Source organism: Embleya sp. NPDC008237 (assembly GCF_042956465.1).
Lineage (GTDB): Bacteria > Actinomycetota > Actinomycetes > Streptomycetales > Streptomycetaceae > Embleya.
On record NZ_JBIBGL010000002.1, the window covers coordinates 733,443 to 753,253 of the forward strand.

At 68.4% G+C, this 19,811-nt stretch carries 15 protein-coding genes and 2 pseudogenes; 9 read left to right on the forward strand and 8 right to left on the reverse strand.

All coding sequences use genetic code 11. From position 1 onward, the window contains the following. Positions 1–40 precede the first annotated feature (40 nt). On the forward strand, positions 41–2,215 hold the full coding sequence (locus ACFZBU_RS06390; protein WP_391582334.1) for a hypothetical protein: 2,175 nt from the start codon (positions 41–43) through the stop codon (positions 2,213–2,215). A gap of 93 nt (positions 2,216–2,308) precedes the next feature. Here ACFZBU_RS06390 and ACFZBU_RS06395 read toward each other — a convergent pair whose 3' ends face one another. The 3 genes from ACFZBU_RS06395 to ACFZBU_RS06405 all read right to left on the reverse strand — a co-directional run bounded on the left by ACFZBU_RS06395 (position 2,309) and on the right by ACFZBU_RS06405 (position 4,443). Beyond that, positions 2,309–2,620 carry a helicase associated domain-containing protein gene (locus ACFZBU_RS06395; RefSeq protein WP_391582335.1) on the reverse strand — a complete coding sequence of 104 codons (312 nt, stop codon included), beginning with the start codon at positions 2,618–2,620 and terminating at the stop codon, positions 2,309–2,311. 427 nt (positions 2,621–3,047) lie between these two features. Further along, positions 3,048–3,359: a hypothetical protein gene (locus ACFZBU_RS06400; protein ID WP_391582336.1), complete on the reverse strand. Its 312-nt coding sequence runs from the start codon at positions 3,357–3,359 to the stop codon at positions 3,048–3,050. A gap of 937 nt (positions 3,360–4,296) precedes the next feature. Then, positions 4,297–4,443, reverse strand: a complete 147-nt coding sequence (locus ACFZBU_RS06405; protein ID WP_391582337.1) for a hypothetical protein — start codon at positions 4,441–4,443, stop codon at positions 4,297–4,299. Between the two features lie 1,817 nt (positions 4,444–6,260). Here ACFZBU_RS06405 and ACFZBU_RS06410 point away from each other — a divergent pair. Then, complete coding sequence (locus ACFZBU_RS06410) at positions 6,261–6,515, forward strand: hypothetical protein (RefSeq protein ID WP_391582338.1); 255 nt, start codon at positions 6,261–6,263, stop codon at positions 6,513–6,515. 106 nt (positions 6,516–6,621) lie between these two features. Beyond that, positions 6,622–7,755, forward strand: coding sequence for an IS630 family transposase (locus ACFZBU_RS06415; protein ID WP_391582339.1), 1,134 nt, complete (start codon positions 6,622–6,624; stop codon positions 7,753–7,755). 568 nt (positions 7,756–8,323) lie between these two features. On the opposite strand, the gene ACFZBU_RS06420 is transcribed toward ACFZBU_RS06415, so the two are convergent. Together ACFZBU_RS06420 and ACFZBU_RS06425 are read right to left on the reverse strand one after the other, a co-directional pair. Next, positions 8,324–9,769 carry an ATP-binding protein gene (locus tag ACFZBU_RS06420; protein WP_391582340.1) on the reverse strand — a complete coding sequence of 482 codons (1,446 nt, stop codon included), beginning with the start codon at positions 9,767–9,769 and terminating at the stop codon, positions 8,324–8,326. Positions 9,770–10,158: 389 nt separating this feature from the next. Further along, complete coding sequence (locus ACFZBU_RS06425; protein WP_391582341.1) at positions 10,159–10,308, reverse strand: hypothetical protein; 150 nt, start codon at positions 10,306–10,308, stop codon at positions 10,159–10,161. Between ACFZBU_RS06425 and ACFZBU_RS06430 the strand changes: the two are divergent. From ACFZBU_RS06430 to ctaD, 4 genes and pseudogenes are all read left to right on the forward strand, one after another. Beyond that, positions 10,293–10,936: pseudogene (locus ACFZBU_RS06430) on the forward strand (transcriptional regulator). The gene ACFZBU_RS06425 and the pseudogene ACFZBU_RS06430 overlap by 16 nt on opposite strands. 481 nt (positions 10,937–11,417) lie before the next feature. Then, a complete protein-coding gene (locus ACFZBU_RS06435; protein WP_391582342.1) occupies positions 11,418–12,593 on the forward strand; it encodes a DSD1 family PLP-dependent enzyme in 1,176 nt (391 codons plus the stop codon). Between the two features lie 292 nt (positions 12,594–12,885). Continuing rightward, positions 12,886–13,191, forward strand: a complete 306-nt coding sequence (locus ACFZBU_RS06440) for a hypothetical protein (protein ID WP_391582343.1) — start codon at positions 12,886–12,888, stop codon at positions 13,189–13,191. 76 nt (positions 13,192–13,267) lie between these two features. Next, on the forward strand, positions 13,268–14,989 hold the full coding sequence (gene ctaD, locus ACFZBU_RS06445; RefSeq protein WP_391582344.1) for a cytochrome c oxidase subunit I: 1,722 nt from the start codon (positions 13,268–13,270) through the stop codon (positions 14,987–14,989). Between the two features lie 213 nt (positions 14,990–15,202). Here the strand turns inward: ctaD and ACFZBU_RS06450 are convergent, their stop codons facing one another. The 3 genes and pseudogenes from ACFZBU_RS06450 to ACFZBU_RS06460 all read right to left on the reverse strand — a co-directional run bounded on the left by ACFZBU_RS06450 (position 15,203) and on the right by ACFZBU_RS06460 (position 17,436). Continuing rightward, positions 15,203–16,306, reverse strand: a complete 1,104-nt coding sequence (locus tag ACFZBU_RS06450) for a sensor histidine kinase (protein WP_391582345.1) — start codon at positions 16,304–16,306, stop codon at positions 15,203–15,205. Next, a pseudogene (locus ACFZBU_RS06455) lies at positions 16,299–16,541 on the reverse strand (hypothetical protein); the annotation flags it as partial. The gene ACFZBU_RS06450 and the pseudogene ACFZBU_RS06455, both read right to left, overlap by 8 nt. A 595-nt stretch (positions 16,542–17,136) precedes the next feature. Continuing rightward, positions 17,137–17,436 carry a hypothetical protein gene (locus ACFZBU_RS06460; protein ID WP_391582346.1) on the reverse strand — a complete coding sequence of 100 codons (300 nt, stop codon included), beginning with the start codon at positions 17,434–17,436 and terminating at the stop codon, positions 17,137–17,139. 288 nt (positions 17,437–17,724) lie between these two features. On the opposite strand from ACFZBU_RS06460, the gene ACFZBU_RS06465 reads away from it, so the two are divergent. Both ACFZBU_RS06465 and ACFZBU_RS06470 read left to right on the forward strand, forming a co-directional pair. Further along, on the forward strand, positions 17,725–18,705 hold the full coding sequence (locus ACFZBU_RS06465; protein WP_391582347.1) for a sigma-70 family RNA polymerase sigma factor: 981 nt from the start codon (positions 17,725–17,727) through the stop codon (positions 18,703–18,705). Positions 18,706–18,946: 241 nt separating this feature from the next. Beyond that, positions 18,947–19,357, forward strand: a complete 411-nt coding sequence (locus ACFZBU_RS06470) for an SgcJ/EcaC family oxidoreductase (RefSeq protein ID WP_391582348.1) — start codon at positions 18,947–18,949, stop codon at positions 19,355–19,357. The last annotated feature ends 454 nt before the right edge of the window (positions 19,358–19,811 follow it).

Here is a 19,811-nt window from a genome sequence, read left to right on the forward strand (position 1 = left end):
TCTGCTCGACCGCACAGGCCATGACGGCCGGAGGTAACGGATGACCCTAGCGACAACCGCATTCGCCACGCTCCTGGACTCCCTCGCACCCGCAGAGCTCGCCGAGGTGTCGGCGAGGCTGCCCGCGGACATCCGGCGAGACCTTCTGCGACTTCGACCCTCCGCCGACGTGGTCGCATGGGCCCTGGAGACCGGAAGCGCCGAGGACCGGCTCGTCCTCGCCGAGAACCCCGGAGTCGGCCGGGGGGTGCTGCGCCGCCTGCTGGAACGGGCGGAACCTCGGGTTGCCGTCGCGGTCTATGTGCATCCGGAGTTCACCGCCGCCGATCGCCGCACCGTGTGCGAAGCCGATGACCTTCCCGGCGCCGTACGGGAGTTGCTGCTCACGACCCGGTCCCGGAAGCTGCTCGCTCCGGCGCTGCGCGCGAGTGACCCCGAGGTCGCCGCACATGCCGGCCGCAGCATCGGCGGGCCGAAGAAGAAGCGGCCGGAGGGCCGACCCGCGGAGTTGTACGCATGGATGGCGCAGACACCGCACGCACGCATTCGCCACCTGCGCGGCCGGATGGCGCTTTTCCGCCCGGAGGACTGGTCGGTGGCGGACTGGCGAGAACTCGTCGAACTCCACCACCGACACCCCATGGCGGACAGCGCCTGCCGGGCCGTCGTCGAGTCGGGCGTGTGTCCGAAGGACACGGCGCTCGCGTTCTTGGACTGTAGGCAGGGGAGGGCACTCGGTCACTTCTCTCGGCAACCGACGACGGCGATGGTCGACACGGCCGTGACCGCGCTGCGAGCCGGGCTGATCGACGCAGCGGATCTGCTGCACCGCGCGCAAGCGGCTCCCCGCATCCTGGAACTGATCATGGCGCTCCCTCGGAACTCGGGTGCCGGGGAGGCATTGCGGACGCAGCTCCACGAGCACCTCGGCGAGAACCCGGCACGCTGGGTGAGCCTGTTCGCACTGCTGCCCGGATTCACCGGCACGGTCGGCGCACTTCTCGAAGCGGCACAGGAACCCGTGATGGCAACGGCGGAACTCCACGAAGACCAGGCCTCGTTCCCGCACCTACTCGGGCTTGCCGGGCCGAAGAACGCCCGGGCGATCGTCTCCGCACCGGGGCTCGCCGACGTCGTCTACCCTGTCACCGCCGCAGGCTGGGCTCCCGGGCACGTCGTCGAGGCAGTCGTCGACGAGATCACCGACGAAAGGGAGTTGCTGCGAATCGCCGGGGAGGCAAAGAGCCGCCCGGAGGTCTACCTACCGCTCCTGAGCCGTGACGACCCCGACGTGAACGCGGCGGTCCTCATCCACAGCAGTGTTCCGGGAGAGATCGCCCGACGAGTCGTGGCCGGTGTGCCGTTCGGGCCGGGGCGGCGGAAGACGCTGCGAACGACCCGGAGACTCACGTCCCACCTCATCTCGGGCCTGAACAAGAACATCGAGACGAAACACCTCACCCCTTACGCGAACGACGCCGGCGTCCTGGCCGAGGCGGTACTCGACGTGCGTGACCGTCTGCGGGACAGCGAGCAACTCACCGCCGCCGCTTCCCTGGTGCGCACCGGGCGCGTCGACATCCTCCGGGACGTCATCGCCAACGGCCAGATCCAGAACGTAGCCGTCTCCCTGACGGTGTCCGACGCGCTCCGGGCAGCCGATCCGGCAGCCTTCCTGGACGCCCGGATCACCGAGGCACGCCGCCACGAGTGTGTGGAAGGAGTCGAGCTGAACGCCGACGCGTTGGACGATTTTCTGGAATGGGACTGGATTCGCGAGGCCCTCGCCGACGGCCGCCCCTTCAGCGGCGCCGCGCTGCGCCACCTCTGCACCCGCCCGCACTGTCCCGACGATGTTTCGCTGGCCCTGCTGCGGGCCGATCCGACGCGGACCGCGACCTGGCTCGCCCACCGTTCGCCGGAACACGCGCTCTCGGCCCTCGCCCTGCTGCCCGGAGACCAGGTGTCCGCCGCCCTCCTCGAGGACTGTGTGAAGTCGGGCGCCCTCACCCTCACCGACCTGTTCGCCCTCGGCTGCCCGGCGGAGGCGGTCCTGCGCACCGGTCACCCGGTGCCCGCGGACCTCGTGGCCGACCTCGTTTCGGCAACTGCGGATGCGTGGGCCGTCGTTGCCCGGCTTCTCCCCGACTTCCCCGGCACCCTCCGCGAGTTGATCGACACGGTGAAGGCGATCACGGACCTTCCTGCCGACTGACGCCGCCGACTGACGCGGCCGCGGCCCCGCAGCGGATCCGCCTCGGCCCGCGGCCCCCGGCCCGGAGCCTCACATCCACACGCAATCGGCCCTTCACCAGCGCATGCCGAGTTCGGTGAGCAGCCGCTCCCGTTCCTCGCCCAGCGAACCCCGCCGCGTGCGTTGGTTGTTGACCCATTTGCCCAGTCGTACCAAGACCACCTCACCCGACCCGACCGCGGCCACGGTCTCGACATGAGCCCGAGGCACTTCCAGATGCCCTTCCCGCCCCCGATACCGGACCGCCGCCGCGAACGCGGTCCTCCAGGCCCCCTTCCCACGCCGCGCCCGCACCCCGATCGCCCCGTCTCCCTCGCCGACACCGGCCGCGCCGGCCGGGCGGTCGGGGCGCGCGTCGCCAACCACCGTGTCGCTACCTCCTTCGAGCTCATTGCCCAACTCGCCGAACGCGCCGAACGCGCCGAGCTGCCGGAGCTGTCCGGGCTCGAGCTCGGCGCGTACGGCCGCTCGGCGCTCACGGCACTCACGGCACCCGGCGCGGAGGCTGGGAGCCACCGCCCACCACTCACACCGAGGCCACCGGTACCGGCACTGGCACCGCAACACACCAGCTCATCAGAGCCATTCGCGTCGTTCCCCACGCGCACGCCGGCCGCCCCCGTGTGGCGGCCATCGCGCACCTGATCCAAGCCGAAGACCGAGAGCGAGCCTTCGACTATCGGGTCTGCCATCGCCGTGGCCACGATGGCAGGCATCCGCGCTGCACTGACCAGGTCCGTGGAGCCCGTTCGCCAACCGATGGACTCACGAACGGGCTCGCGGCTCGCGGTTCTCAGTGATAGGCCCAGAGGTAGTAGTAGCCATCGGTGTGCGGGCCCCGGCACTGGGTCGCCCATCCGGTGGAGTAGGTCAGCTGGACCGCAGCCGAATGGCACTCGACGGAGAAGAAGTACCTGTTGCCGGTGTACCGCCACTGCACGGCGGCGACCTCATCGGCGGAGGCCCCATCACCGGCACCCGCACGCACCGCCACGGCAGGCCCCGCGCTGTTCGGGGACGCTGTCGCCTGTGCCGGTACGGACAAGGCGCCCACGATGATCGCCGCGCCCATCCCGACCGCAGCAATCCTCTTGCGTATACGCATGCCTCTCCCTCGTTCTGGCCGATACCGCGGCAGACGCGGCCGGCCGTGAAACCATCCGGTGAAGTTCGGCCGGCTCCGGCACCAACGTCCGAGACGACGACCTCGAACGATCCTGCGCTGCGCCATGTCGGCCTGTTCCGCACCCGGAAATCCCCCCCACGCTGTGGGAATGCGACCGTACGGATGCCGAACACCCAGCTTCCGTGGGGCAATTCGGCATGGTCAAGACGACTTCACCGTCCCGGACAGGCGAGACGGCGTCCTGCCTGGTCAGCACCTCGTCCCGATACCGTCCCGGACAGGATCCGGCCACCCGACCGCGGTAGCTGCGGGGCCGCGACTTCCGGTGCTTGCCCGGCGGATGATTGGGCTGCCCAGCGTAGGAACGGTCCGGACCGGCCCACCGCCCGGTTGCCCAAGTCATTGCAGCCCTGGGCGTGTTGACTCCTGACACCAGCCATCCGACACCGAGGACACCCGACCGGACTCGGAATACATCGTGACCGACACCGGGGCCACGGCCGCTCGCGGTGCGTCGATGTGTACAGAGCCGGGCGCCGGGCTGCGGGTAACCGTGAACTCCCTTGCGAACGGGTCGATTAGGGGAGATGACGACGTTGTCACCGCGAGCAGGCCGGCTGGGGTCATGCGACGTTCTCACCTCGACGTCGGTTGCCTTCGGCCCACCATCGGCGGCACACACGAGCGCGGCCTTCGCGACAGGTTGGCGACCGCAGGCGCTGCGCACACACGGGAACGACAGCCGCCCGCAGCCCTCGACCCCGAACGACCGCGCACGAACGGGGCTCTCGACGAAACTCGTTCGCCTCACAACCACTCCCGCGCGCCCCGGCGGGAGAGCGCCACAGCTCCGGCACCGGGCGGGCAGATGTCAGCCACCGAGAGGCCGCACCACGGTTGTCTTGGACGCGGGCAGTCACGACTTCGCGAGGATATCGAGTGAACCGTCGGGATCGCTCACCATCCTGACGTTCACCGGCACCACGGGGCAGAAAGCAGCCTTCACCTCCTCCAGCGGCACGATCAGCCAAATCAACACCGCAATGTCGGCGCCGAACCCCAACGGAACGTCCTACTCGGCGCCAGGACCACGGCTCATCGCGCGCGCCGGCCACGACCACCCTCCTCCCGGCGAGCAGGTACCTAAACGATCCTTTCGACCCGAATAGTGGCAACGACGAGACCTTTGCGCTCACCCATGCCTTTACGGCCCACCCTCACCTGCGTGGGGACGTCGGCAAGTTGACGCCAGCGGACTGCCAGGCGTACGGCTCACCCCCACCTGCGTGGGGACTTCCCTTGCTGACCTGTGGGTTCTCGAGGGCTTTGCCGATTCGTGATCCAAATCCGTTCATTGCGGCAAGATAACTTCCTGAATTCACCTGGTGGGCTGGCAACTGTCCCCGGAAGTTGTCGCTTGGGTGTCCCGATCATGGCGATGGTCGGATGGATGCGTCCAGTCGGTTTGCGCCGAGTAAGAGTCCGAAGAGGTGCTTCCGCCGACATCCCCGGAGGGCGGTCCGCCCAGACCCATCACGGTCGCGGGAGTAAGCATACGAGCCTGGCCCGGGCTATCTGACGACCGGCAGAACCGCACCGACGACGACATTCCGCGCCCTGTTCCGCCTTGGGGGACACCTGTGCACGCCCGTTCCGGCGGGGCGCGAGCCGGCGGTGCGGAACCAAGAACGATGCTTGCTGCAAGTCGGACTCGTATCGTCGGGACGCTACTGGTATCCAGGCTCGACACGTTCCTGTCGCTTCCCGCCGTGTCGGCGCACTGTGGCTACGAACTCGCGTCAAAGGTGGTGTGATCATCGATCCGAGGTGGCGGCGCGTCTGGTGACTCCGGGTGGGTACACGCCCGAAGGGCCAGCTGGCGTTGGCTGTCAAGGTCGGTCACACGCTCACCTCGCTGCATCCAGACGGCTCGGCGGACGTGGCTTCCTCCGGGTGAGCAGCGTGCATTGTCGTGGGTAGGTAATGAAGTAATGATCCGCGGACGGAGCATCGGCATCATTGCGGAGTCTTACTGCGGGCCGTTCTATCGACGAGGTGAGAATTACGGTTTCCGCTCGGGCTGGTGCGCGGCCTTGCCTGTCTTGGGACTTCAGCCTTATCGGGAGTGCTTCAATCCAGTAGCCGGAGCTCCGCGTTGCCGACCGGGTTGCCCTGGCCGGCCAACGGGGTCCTGTTGCTGGGCTGTATGTGCGCTCGGGGGCGTCGGGTTCGATTTCCCCGGTGTGATTACAGTAGGCCCGCAGCTGCGCATGTAAATACTGCATCCATTCCGGCGCGCGCGTCATTGTGACCACAACGTTCAGTGACAATCGGAAACCCGGGTGGCACATCGTGGCCTGTATCTGGCAAACCGATCCGTCGGCCCTGTCCGTCAGGCACATGGGAAGTCGGCGGAGGAACTGGGGAACTCTCAGGGCGGGGAGCAGTGTCCGGACACTTGGCAGGTCAGCAAAGACGCCGTCGGCCGTCATCGGCCGGGATCCGACCGAGGCCTACGTTCGCGTCTGCCAGCAGGGGTGGCACTCGGAGCCGGAGAACGGCGTGTCGTGATTCGCGGCGAAGCCGGATATTCGATGCTTGGCACCCGTGCCCCGTGCTTCCCGCGGAGCATGGCCTCCGCTTTGGAAAAGAGGCGTACCTTCGGGCATTTCACGCCGGGGATGGGACCATTTGATGTCCGATCTGGCCCGACAGTGGCTCCGCCACCAACGGCCACACCGCGATGAGCAAGCTGCGCCGTTGGCTGGGCAGCGACCTTGACGGAGAGCCGTACTGCCGATAATCGGCGACGCCGGCTACCGCTTCGCCTCGGGCGTGACCTGAGACTGGACCCGCTTCCAGCGCCTGGCAGGCAAGAGCATGCGGCTGGGCTCGCTGGGCGGCCCCGACCTCACCACGGCCCTGTTCCTGCGCGGACGCCCGTTCGGCGGCGCCAGCCCCCGCCGCTATTTCTGGGCGGCGTACCTGCACCAGGACATGACGACGTCGATCGTCGACGTGGCCGCGCACCTGGGCGAACTGCGCGCCCTGCGTGACAGGGGCGTCCGCGGCGCGAAGCTCGCCCGGAGCAGGGCGTCGAGGTCTGCCCCGAGTCCGAGATGCTCTACCGTTTGATGTTCCGTGCTGCCTAGTGCCGCATCAGGCAACGTTTGCCCTGTCGTGATGTGACGCGCCGTCCGGGTTGCGCCCCGGACGGCGGGTGGACCGCGAGGCTGTGTCCGTGGCGGAACGCGTGCGGGTACGAGAGATCGACGACGACGAGGGACGAAGACTGCTGCGGATCGTCCGCAGAGGAACCGGATCGGTGGTGACCTGGCGGCGGGCCCAGATGATCCTGTTGTCCGCGCAGGCCATGAGCGTCGCGAGGATCGCGGAGGTGACGTTCACCAGCGCGGACCGGGTCCGCGACGTGATCCACAACTTCAACGCCGACGGCTTCGACTCCCTGACCCCCAAATACAAGGGTGGTCGACCGAAGACGTTCACGCTGCCCGAGCGGCGCGAGATCAAGAAGACGGCCAAGTCCAAGCCGGCCGAACACGGTCTGCCCTTCTCGACCTGGAGCCTGGCCAAGCTCGCCGACTTCCTGGTCGCCGAGGGGGTGGTCGACGACATCAGCCACGAGGGACTCCGCGTCCTGCTCCACGAGGAAGGCGTCTCCTTTCAACGCGTGAAGACCTGGAAGACCTCCCGCGACCCCGACTACGCAGTCAAGAAGGCCCGGATCGAACACCTCTACGCCATCGCCGACGGCGAGGTCCTCCCCGAGTCGGGTGAACCCGAAGTGGTCTGGTGCCTCGACGAGCTCGGCCCCCTCAACCTCCAACCCCACCCCGGCCGGCAGTGGACCGAACGCGGCGGACGACACAAGGATCCCGACCGTGAACCCCGACCCCGCCGCCGCGCGACCTACACCCGGCCGCACGGGGTGCGGCACCTGTTCGCCGCCTACGACCCGAGCGCCGACAAGCTCTACGCGCACGTCAAGAAGTCCAAGACCCGTACGAGGTTCCTGGAGTTCTGCCGCTACCTGCGAACCCTCCACCCGATCGAGACCCGAATCGCGATCGTGCTCGACAACTTCTCCCCACACCTCACGACGAGGAGATGCCAACGCGTCGGGGACTGGGCCACGGCCAACAACGTCGAGTTCGCCTACACACCGACCAACTCCTCGTGGCTGAACCGCATCGAGGCCCAGTTCACCGCCCTCCGCTACTTCGCCCTCGACGGCACCGACCACCCCACCCACAAAGCCCAAGGCAGCATGATCCGCCGCTACATCATCTGGCGAAACAAACACGCCGCCGACGAACGCCTACGTCAGATCGTCAACAGGGCAAACGTTGCTTGATGCGGCACTAGCTCTCCGGCGACATCGACGAACTTGAGGCGTACGCCGCACGCCTCAACCGCCTGCTCGACGATCTCGGGTGCGATATGGAGGAGGACACGATTCACCCTCTCTGTTCCCTCCTGGAGGCCCGCCGCAGAAGCGCCGACCCCGGGTCGCGGGATAGGGGACTAACATCGACGATCCCGAGTTCCAGCCCGGCCAGGCTCTCCGAGGGGCCATATGGACGAACCGTCAACCGGAGAAGCTGAATCAGGCAAGCCGTTGCCTGATTACCCCGATATTCGATCACGGATTGACAACGGCCTCGGGAAGCCGCAGGTCAGCAAGGGAAGTCCCCACGCAGGTGGGGGTGAGCCGGCCGTGGTCTCGGGCGTAACCGGGCTCTGGGAGAAGTCCCCACGCAGGTGGGGTGGGACGACTGTCTACACGAGCGGAGTGGGGTTGAGCCCGGGGCCGAGGATGGTTGGACGGCGTTCTTTGCCCGCCTCCGCTGGGGTGCGGTGTGAAAACTGGGCCTGGTGCGGCCGCGGTCGGTGGGTGGCTTCGGAGTTCGAGGGGGCTTCGGTTATCGACGCCAGGCCGTGATGAGGTCGGCGGGGCCCCAGTGGAGGTCGATCGGTTCGGTCGGGACGTCGGAGGCGATGCCGGACAGGGAGACCACGGCCAGGGCGGTCGAGCCGAGGGTGAAGCCGGGGACCTGCGGAGCGGCTGCGGCGAGGTCGGCCATGTCGTGGCGGTCGAACGGGCTCGACAGCCATTTGATGGAGCCGACCAGACGGATGTGGCGGGCGACGGGTGCGCGGTCCGCGCCCACGATGTCTACCTCGGGATCGAAGCGGCGGTTCCACCATCCGCCGACCGCCTCGATGTCGTCCCACGGCAACCGGCCGTCGCCGGCGGCGAGTTCGAGCGCCTCGCGCACCAGTGGTTCGACGGCACGGCCGCGCCACGCGGCCCAGCGGCGCTCGACCAGCCGGTACGCGGCTTCCGGCCGGCCGCGTCGCACCTGCTCCTGGGCTCCGCGCAGGACGGCGAGGTACAGCCGCAGGTTGCTGTCATGGATCCGATACAGCGCCGGTTTGCCCGGCTGGGTGGAGATCGGTTCGTCCGTCGCGAGGACGCGTTTCTCCTCGACGAGGCGGCGGAGTACGGGGGACAGCGAGCCGGATGGGATGGCGCCGCTCCTGCCGCCGGCGGTTGCCGCGATGTTCGCGTGCGTGCGGTCGCCGCCGCCGACGGCCTCCAGTACGCGCCGTGTCTGATCCGGGGCGGGGAATTCGGCCAGTAGCGAGGATTCGGGGACGCCGAAGATCGGGGAGGCCGGGTCCGCGCACTCGGCCCGGAGGAACGAGAGCGCGGGGGTGCCGTGGGGCCAGGCGCGCAGGATGCCGGGCAGGCCACCGCAGACCAGGTGCGCGTCGATGGCGTCGGCGGCTTCGAGCCCTAGTGCGTCCGCGGTCTCGGCCGGGTTGAGCGGGCCGAGAACCAGGTTGTCCGCGCGACCGTAGAACGGCCGGTCGTACGCGGTCAGCCGCTCCATCATGTGGAGATCGCTGCCCAGGAGCAGCAGAAGCACCGGGCGCTTGGACAACAGGCGGTCCCAGGCGGTCTGCAACGCTCCGTCGAAGAGATCGTCCTGCTCGGCGAGCCAAGGGAGCTCGTCGATCACCACGATGGTGGGCCGATCGGGCAGGACGGCGGCCAAGGATCGGAAGGCGTCGGGCCAACTGCCCGCGCCGCCCGACGGGACCAGCTCGGAGTCTCCCGGCAGCGACGATTCCGCCAGCTCGGTCAGGAAGTCCGCAACCGCCTCGACCGGCGAAGCGCCCTTGGTGGCGGTGAAGAACACGTACGGCGCCCCGGCCGCGTCGCAGAACTCCTGGACCAGGCGAGACTTGCCGACCTGCCGCCGACCGCGCAGCGCGAGCGCGGCTCCGGCACCGGTGGTTGCGACCCGCTCGAGACGCTTGGACAACAACGCCAGCTCAAGGCGGCGACCAACGAAGGACATGCGATTCCCCGAAAATCTGGATACTTGGTAGGAGAAATCTACAAAGTTGGGATCTATGTAGAGTCATCCTACCTAAGGGAGGGGGAGATCGGGCGTTCGAAGCCCGATGCCCGCATCCGGGCGTCGCGTCCGTCCAGGTCCACTCTCGCGGCCGGCGAGGAGTTCGCCGATGCGTTCCAGGCGGGCCGGGGCCGGGGTCACTGGGGCGCGGATGGGCCGAGACCACCCGCCCCTGGGGCGCGGCCGGGCCGGGCCGACGTGAATGCCGGGCCGCACGATCCGCACTGCCGCCCGGCACCCCTCCTGCCCCTGCCCCCAGGGAGGACCGGAGCGGCCAGTCACCGAAACGGTCAGCCCCGATTCCACGCCGCCCCTGGGGGCGCGCCAGATCAGTACGCGTGCGGCGTGCTGTGAGCGGCGATTTCGTCGTCGGGTGCGGCGAGGAGGGCGCGCAGGGTGACGCTATGCCCCTTCGCGCTCGGCGCGCGCCAGCGCAACCAGTGCACGCCGGACTCTTCCCAGCATCGACGGGGACTCATGCCACCCCCGCCCGGACCGCGTCCGCGTCGCGGGCAGACGAGAGAGACCCGGTGGACAACCGCCGGGAGTGGTTCTGCATGATCTGCGGGATCCGCAGTATGCGATTCGGGCGATCGAGAACAACCTCTCCGGCCGTCGGGTCGGGGACTCGGCGACGGAGCTGGGCCTGGCTCGCATCGAGGACCCGAACTACCCCAGCGTCATCCAGAACTACCCCAACCGGTTCCCCGACGGCCGCCCGGTCAAGAGCACGTCCATCGGGATCAAGAACGCCGCCGGCGAGTACGTCGCCGCCCTCTGCCTGAACCTGGACGTGTCGGTGCTGTCACCGGTGACACTCGCGTTGTCGAACCTGGTGGCCACGGACACCGAGCGGCGCACGGACACCGAGAACCGGGACCAGCCACTGGAACCCTCCGGGACCGCAACGCCCGCGAGTTGCGCCGGGCGGTGGAGGAACTGGCCGCGGAGCGCGCGGCTGCCCCTCGGTCGCTGAGCAGGGAGAGCAAGAAGGCGCTCGTGCGGCAGTTGCACCAGGACGGCCACTTCGACTCGCGCCATGCCGCGCAGACCATCGCGGACCTTCTCGGCGTGTCCCGGGCAACCGTCTACAACTACACCAAGTGAACCGCCCACAGCTGCACCAAGTGAAAAAGCCACACCCGTGAACGGGCCCCACCCGGTGAACGAACCACACCAAGTGAACAGCACCTCGTGACCACTGCCGGTTCGACCACCCGCCCCGTGCCCGCTCCCTCCTCCGGCTACGGCCGGCCACCGGTTGTGCGTCGCCTGCTGCACATCGCTGCATGGGTGCGGACGCCCCCGGCAAACGCGAATTCCCACCCGAACTGTTCAGGCGCGCCCACCTCTTCTGTAACCTGCCGGTGCAGGCCCGCCACATGGGCGAAAGCCAACACGCCCCTGCGCACACGGTGTTCACCCGCTCGGCGAAGTCCTCACCGGCCGCGCTCCGGGACGCAGCGACGACAACGACATCACGGTCTTCGACAGCTCCGGAATCGGAGTGCAGGACCTGTACCTGGGCCTCTGTACCTGGGCCTCTGTACCTGGGCTCGGCCCTTCTGAAGAAGATGGAGGTCTCCCTGTGAACAGCCCCGCAAGGGTCACCAGCCCGCACGTCACCCGCACCCTGGCCGATCCCGACACCCCGTTCGCCGTCGTCGACGTCCACAAGACCCGGCGGGACAGCGAACGACTGGCAGCCAGGGCCGACCGGCTCGGGGTCGCCCTGCGGCCTCATGTGAAGACTGCCAAGAGCCTGGACGTCGCAGGCCTGATGCGCGACACACCCGGCCCGATCACCGTCTCCACCCTGGCCGAGGCGGAGGCGTTCGCCGACGGCGGCTACGTCGACATCACCTACGCCGTCGGTATCGACCCCCACAAGCTCACGCGTGTCCTCGCGCTGCTGCGCCGCGGTGTGACCCTGCGGATCCTGCTGGACAGCATCGAACAGGCGGCATTCGTCGCCGAAGCCTCCCGCCGGGCCGGCTTTCCCATGCCCACCCAGATCGAGATCGACTGCGACGGCCACCGAGGGGGCCTCGAGCCCGACGACCCCGCGCTTCCCGTGATCGGCCGCATCCTGCACGACGCGGGATGTCTGGACGGTGTGCTGACCCACGCGGGCGAGTCCTACTTCGCCTACACCGCCGAGGAACGGCGCCTGGCAGCCGAGAACGAACGCGACGCCGCCGTCGCCGCGGCCGAGCGGCTACGCGCGGCCGGTCTGCCCGTGACCACCGTCAGTGTCGGCTCCACCCCCACGGCCCACGCAACCGAGGACCTCGACGGAGTCACCGAACTGCGCGCGGGAAACTACGTCTTCTTCGATCTGGTGATGGCCGGCATCGGCATCTGCCGCATCGAGGATCTCGCCCTGTCGGTCGTGGTCACCGTCATCGGCCATCGCCGCGAACGCGGGTGGATCGTCACCGACGGCGGCTGGATGGCCATGTCCCGCGACCGCGGCACCGCCGTCCAGTCGCAGGACCAGGGCTACGGCCTGGTCACCGACCTGGCCGGCAACCTCGTTCCGGGCTTGGTCATGACGGCCGCAAGCCAGGAACACGGCACCCTCACCGCCCGCGACGGCGCCTACCTGCCTGAGCTGCCCGTCGGTACTCGCCTGCGCATCCTGCCCAACCACGCCTGCGCCACCGCCGTCCAGCACCGCGGTTACCACGTGGTCGACGGCACACCGACCACGAACGCCGCCCCGGCGATCCAGACCTTCTGGGAACGCGTCTCCGGCTGGTGACCAACCGGTCCACGAGGAGACGAAGAGGACCGACGAGACACGAAGAGACACGACGAGACACGAAGAGACACGAAGAGACACGAAGAGAACGACGAGACGACGGGAAACGAAGAGAAACGCAGAGAAACGCAGAGACCAGCCGCCCGGTCGGCGCCGGCCCGTGTCCGATGGCCCACGGCATGCCGGCGGGGGGAGCCGTTCGGCTGAACGTCGCCTGGTGGTGCATGGATCGGTGGGGCAGGGGAACGGGGTGCGCGTTCGCCGCGACGTGTTGTCGCGGTGCCGTGAGGGGATGGCTGTGGACGCACGGTTCCTGAGTGAGGACGAGCGGCGGGCGTGGTCCGCCATCGAGGCCGAGTTGCGGCTCGACGCGGTGTCGCGTCGATTGCCACAGGCATTCGCCGCTCCGCTGTCGGAACGCCGGCTGCGCGTGATCGCGGGCGCCGCGATCCTGATTCCGGTGTCGTTCGCATGTGGCGTGGTGGCGGCGACGAGGTTGGCGCACCCGGTGGTTCTCGCTCCGGTCGCATCGCTCGCCGTACTGGGAGCACTGCTTATGACGGCGTGGATCGTACGCAGTCATCGCCGTCGCCCGTGATCGGCGTTCCCCCTCCGGCGCGCCGGTCGACCGTTTCGACGCGGCTCCTTCTTTCCGACTCTTCCGTGGAGCGTGCATGACCGACGTCCAGGCCCCGGTGTCGCCTTCCGGGCCCCGCACCGTGGTTCCGCGCTCTTCTCGTCGCGGCGCGATCGTGGTGAAGTGGCTGACCACCACCGATCACAAGACCATCGGCACCCTGTACCTGACGACCTCGTTCCTCTTTTTCCTGTTCGGCGGCGTGCTCGCGCTGGCGATCCGGGCGGAGTTGGCGCGCCCGGGAAACCAGTTGCTCACGAACGAGCAGTACAACCAGGCATTCACCATGCACGGCGCGATCATGCTGCTGATGTTCGCAACGCCCCTGTTCGCCGGGTTCACGAACTGGATCATGCCGCTCCAGATCGGCGCGCCCGATGTGGCGTTCCCGCGCCTGAACATGCTCGCGTACTGGCTCTACCTCTTCGGCTCGCTGATCGCGGTCGCCGGTTTCCTCACGCCGCAGGGAGCGGCCGACTTCGGCTGGTTCGCGTACACCCCGCTCAGCGGAGTGGTGCGCTCGCCCTCCGTCGGCGGCGACATGTGGATCATGGGACTGGCCATGTCCGGATTCGGCACCATCGTGGGCGCGGTCAACTTCATCACCACGATCGTGTGCATGCGCGCGCCCGGGCTGACGATGTTCCGGCTGCCGATCTTCTGCTGGAACGTGCTGTTGACCTCGGTCCTGGTGATCATGGCCTTCCCGGTTTTGGCGGCGGCCCTGTTCGCGTTGGAGGCCGACCGCAAGTTCGGCACCCACGTCTTCGACCCGGCCAACGGCGGCGCACTGTTGTGGCAGCACCTGTTCTGGTTCTTCGGTCATCCCGAGGTCTACATCATCGCGCTGCCGTTCTTCGGCATCGTCACCGAGATCCTCCCGGTCTTCTCCCGAAATCCCGTCTTCGGCTACAAGGGCCTGATCGCCGCCACCATCGCCATCGCGGGCCTGTCGGTCACCGTCTGGGCCCACCACATGTTCCCCACCGGCGCCGTGATGCTGCCGTTCTTCTCCTTCATGACGTTCCTCATCGCCGTCCCCACGGGTGTGAAGTTCTTCAACTGGATCGGCACCATGTGGCACGGGTCCCTGTCGTTCGAGACACCCATGTTGTGGTCGATCGGCTTCCTGGTCACGTTCCTGTTCGGCGGCCTCACCGGCGTCATCCTCGCCTCGCCACCCCTCGACTTCCACGTGACCGACTCGTACTTCGTCGTGGCCCACTTCCACTACGTCGTCTTCGGCACCGTCGTGTTCGCCATGTTTGCCGGATTCCACTTCTGGTGGCCCAAGTTCACCGGCAAAATGCTGGACGAGCGACTCGGGAAGATCCACTTCTGGACGCTGTTCGTCGGCTTCCACACCACCTTCCTCGTCCAACACTGGCTCGGCGCCGAAGGCATGCCCCGCCGGTACGCGGACTACCTCGACTCCGACGGCTTCACCACGCTCAACACGATCTCCAGCATCGGCGCGTTCCTGCTCGGCCTGTCCACCCTGCCCTTCCTCTACAACGTCTGGAAGACGCACAGGTTCGGACGCGAGGTGGTCGTGGACGACCCCTGGGGCTACGGACGCTCACTGGAGTGGGCAACCACCTGCCCGCCGCCCCGCCACAACTTCACCAGGCTGCCCAGGATCCGTTCCGAATCACCGGCCTTCGACCTGCACCACCCCGAGATTGCCGTCCTGGACTACGAGACCCAACGCGGCATCGAGGGCGTCCTGGACGTCAACCCCGACAAGATGGGGAGGTAGCGGCAACGAGCGATCAGCCCGACCGACGACCGCTCGCCGCTCGCCGCTCGCCGCTCGCCGCTCGCCGCACGGCGGAGCGCGGACGAGGAGTTGCGGGTCCACGAACCCGCCGGCCGTCTGCTCGGGCGCGCCGGCGGCTTCGTGGTGCGGAGGAGTTCGTGCGGCGCTTCAGCACCGGACGCGGGCCGGAGCCGAATGCCAGAGCCGAACGTCCTACCCTCCCCGCGGAAGTCGGATCGTGACGAGGAGACCGCCGGTGGGGCGGGGGGTGAGGTCGAGGGTCCCGTCGTGTGCCCGGACGATGCTGTGCACGATGGCCAGCCCGAGGCCGACGCCCGCCTGCTCGTCGGCGCGTACGCGTCCTGTTCCGCGTTGAAAGGGTTCGGTGAGGGTCGGTACCAGTTCCGCTGGGAGCGCATGACCCGTGTTCTCGACCCGCAACACGCTTGCGCCGTGCTGCGACTCGGTGTGGATCGTGACGGTGCCGTCGGCGGGGAGGTTGTGGACGATGGCGTTCTGGACGAGGTTCGTCACCATCCGCAGGAGCAGCGCCGCAGAGCCGACGGTCTGTGTTGTGTTGCCGGTGACGTCGAGCGTGATCCGGCGCTTTTCGGCGAGCGGAAGCAGTGTTTCGGCGGCTTCTTCGACGATGAGGGAGAGGTCGACGGGCTCGCGGGTGAAGCTCCCGTGGTCGGCGCGGCTGAGCAACAGGAGTGCCTCGGTGAGGTCGATCGCCCGCGTGTTGACAGTGTGGAGGCGTTCGATGACTTTGCCCTGGTCCGGCGTGGGGTCGTTGCGGGCGGCGTCGAGGAGCGTCCGGGAGATTGCCAGCGGGGTGCGCAGTTCGTGGGAGGCGTTCGCGGCGAACCTTTGCTGTTCGGCGACGTGGGATTCCAATTGTTCGAGCATGATGTCGAACACGTCGGCGAGTTCGCGGAATTCGTCTCGGGGGCCTTGCAGGCGGATCCGGTGGGACAGTGATCCGTTCGCGGCCAGCCGTGCCGCGGACGCGATCCGGGTGAGGGGTGCGAGCATTCGGCCGGCGAGGATCCATCCTCCCAGGAGGCCGACCACGAGGAGGCAGGCCAGTGCCGTGGCCGCGGCGGGGACGAAGCCGCGCAGGAGGTCGGAGCGGCCGGGTCCGACGATGATCACGCCCCCGAACTTCTCCTGGAGGCTTGGGGCGTCGTCGTCTCGTACCCAGCGCAGCATGAACACCCAGACCACGGCCAGCAGGAGCACGCCGGCGACGAGGAGGAATCCGGCGTAGCTGAGGGTGAGTTTCAGTCGGGCGCTGAGCCTTGGGCGTCTATTCATGAGTGCCGCCAGGGTGGGTGGTGTCCATACCGGTGTCGATTCGGTGGCCGACGCCGGGCGTCGTGGCAATCAGCCAAGGTTCGCCGAGTCGTTCGCCCAGGGCGGTGACGGCGATGCGGACGGCGTCGGTGCATGGGTCGGCGTTGGCGTCCCGGGTCCGCTCCGGTGACTCTTTGCCACTGACGACGTCGCCACTGACGACGTCGCCACTGATGGCACCGCCTTCGGCGGCGACGCTGCCGGTCGGAGGTCGTCACGGACGGCTTCAGCCGGCAAGAGCTCGTCCTCCACGATCAGCACGCACATCCACGAACCCTAAACAGGGCGGCGTATCGCCGACGTATGCAAAGCATGCAATCCGGCACGCCGCTGCCATGCCGCAGTACGCCCCCGGTACGCCCCGGTACGCCTTTGCGCGGCGCGGCATGGTCGCGGCCCGGCAGGGATGCGCTGGGCGTCGCGTCCGGCGCAACCGAAAGCGGATCCGTCATCTCACGCTCTCCCGTCTCGTGCGATCACTGACCGCGATGAGAACATCCCACAGAGCGCCGGACGGAGCCACGACACTTCCGGAGGGTGATCAAAGGCGTTCAGGGACGACCGCGGCTGCGGGGGATCGGTTCCCCGGCCCGCTCACGGTCCGGAAGCGGCTTGGTCCGGTGCCGGACAGCCTCGCCAGGCCGGCGGACGGCCTCGCCGGCCAGACACGAAACGCACCGGGTCGATCAACTCGCCGAACGTGCCGCGCACCGCGTCGTCACCGCCGACGCCGGTACCGCCACCATCCGCGCGCCTGCACCACCGCGGCGCACAGGCACTCAGCCTGTCGTTCAACCTTCGCCGATCTCGTAGGGCGGAGACCGGCGGTTCCGGACTGCGTCGAACTTCTCGATGGTTCGGCGGAGTTCGCGGGCACCACGACGTGACAGAGCCTGCGTCACGGTGTCGAGGAGCGCACGGGCTTCGAGAGGGTTGCCGCAGCAGTACCAGTGCACGTTGCCCCACTCGTAGTCATGCCACTGTTCGCGTTGGGAGCGCTGGACGTAGTCCTTCCACAGCCGCACGGCCGAGCCGACGTCTCCCGGCTCCAGGTAGTTGCGGGTGCGCTCGAGCCGGAAGATCTCCGACAACGTGCGTGCAGACAGTCCGTCGATGGCCGACGTCGTCTCCTGCGCCCTGTGGCGGGACTTCGTCGCCGTGGTCCGCATCCTCGGTGCCCGCACGGGGCTGAACGTTGATCCACCCGTGATACTCGAACATCTTTCGGACCCTACAGGTCCTCGTCGCAACGGACATGAGTGAAGAGCTCGCGGGCGGCACCCGGGCGAGGGAGTTGGATGCGGTGGCCGACCGGCCCGCAGGGGCGTGTGATCGCCTCGCGGGTATCGTGCGCGTGACAGCGACAGAGGGGTGTGGGTGTGACGGCCGAGGCTGAGGGTTTCGATGCTCTGGTCGAACCGTTTCGTTCGGAGTTGCTGGCGTACTGCTACCGGATGCTCGGCTCGGTCCACGACGCCGAGGACCTGGTCCAGGAGACGTACCTGCGGGCGTGGCGGGCGCGGGAGCGGTACGACGAGACTCGCAGTTCACTGCGTACCTGGCTCTACCGGATCGCGACGAACGTGTGTCTGACCGCCTTGGAGGCCCGCGGCCGCCGACCGCTGCCGTCGGGTCTGGTGGCCGCGTCGGAGCCGCTCGCACCGCTGGTGCCGGGAAAGAACCTCGCCTGGCTCCAGCCCCTGCCGGACTCCTTGGTGGACGCGGGCGATCCGGCCGGGATCGTGATCGACCGCAGCAGCCTGCGCCTGGCGTTCGCCGCCGCCCTGCAGTACCTGTCGGCGCGTCAGCGGGGTGCGCTGATCCTGCGTGACGTGCTCGGCTTCTCGGCGGCGGAGGCAGCGGAAATCCTCGGCGCCACCGTCGTATCGGTGAACAGTTCCCTGCAGCGGGCGCGTACCCGGGTGCAGGAGGTCGGGGGTCGGCAGGAGCTTCGTGGCGAGCCGTCGACGGCCGAGCAGCGCGCCTGGGTCGAGCGATACATGAAGGCGTTCGAGCGGGCCGACGTCGAGGGTCTCAAGCGGCTGCTCACCGAGGACGTGATCATGGAGATGCCGCCGATGCTCAACTGGTTCGCCGGTCCCGGCAAGTACGGCCTGTTCATGGAGTGGGTCTTCGAGGTCGCCGGTACGGACTGGTATTTGCGGCGGGTCGCGGCCAACGGCCAGCCCGGTTTCGCCGCTTATCGGCGGGTCGGTGACGGGTACGAGCTGCACACGCTCCAGATCTTCACCGTCACCGCCGCGGGCATCAGCCGGAACTCGGTGTTCCAGGATCCCGAGGTCTTCGCGTCTTTCGGCTTGCCGGCCCGACTCGACGCCGGGGGACTCGCGACCTCCTGATCGTCGCCGAGCAGGGCCCGATGACGACCGCGGCCGACGGCGTGGCATGGGAAGCCGGGACCGGGACTGCTTCGGGCGGCCAGGACACGGTTCGGAGGGGGCGGCGGTACGGCAATCTCTCCGGGCCGAGCATGCCTCGACATCTTTTTCCCGCGGGCGCGATGAGTTCCGACGCCGCCGCCGGTATGTAGTGACGAGTTCGCCGGAACACCCCCGGCGGACCGATCACAAGGGAGATCCGATGTCCGACAGTCGTGCTGAGGACAGGGCCGCCATCCGGGCCGTCCTGATTGACTCCTACAAGGCGTGGGAGGGCGGCGACGCCGAGGGCATGGTCGCCGACTACACCGCGGACGCGACCGCCATCATGACCGGCTCGCTCCGGGACAGCCGTGAGGTCATCCGCGAGAACATGGCGCTGGCCTTCGCCGGGCCACTGAAGGACACCTCGACCTACAACAGGCAGCTCAGCCTGCGCTTCGTGGGCAGGGACGCCGCGATCGTCGTCAGCGAATCCGGCATCCTGTTCCCGGGTCAGACGGAGGTTCCGGACGCCGGCAAGGTGAACGCAACCTGGGTCTTCGAGAAACGGGACGACCGGTGGCTCATCGCCGCTTACCACAACAGCCCGGTACTGGCGCCCGGGCAGTAAACCGGTGGTGAACCCTCCCTCGTAACCGGCAGTGACGGCGTGTCGCGGGATGCACGACCATACGCAGCGCGGATCCGTGTTGCGTATGGTCCACCGGCCACCGGCCACCGGCCACCGGCCACCGGCCACCGGCCGACGGCCGATGGGGGATCGGAGCAGCCTCGGCTCACCCGGCCTCACCCGGGCCGACCCGCCGCTGCACCTGGCACGGCCCGGCCCGGGCCCTCGCGGGCCGCCGCTGCCTCCGGCGCGGCTACCTCGCTCGCGTGGGTCAGGGTCCGGCCCACCGGAGATCCCCGCGGAGGCATCTCGTCCCGGAACGCGGAGGTGCGGGCGTTGCGAAGGGGAGGGTTCGCGGGCGCTGCGGGCGTCGCAAAGGGGGGAGGGTTCGCGGGCGTCGCGTAGGTGGCGGGTCTTGCGGGCGTCACCGGTGTCTCCGGACCCGGGGTGGGCG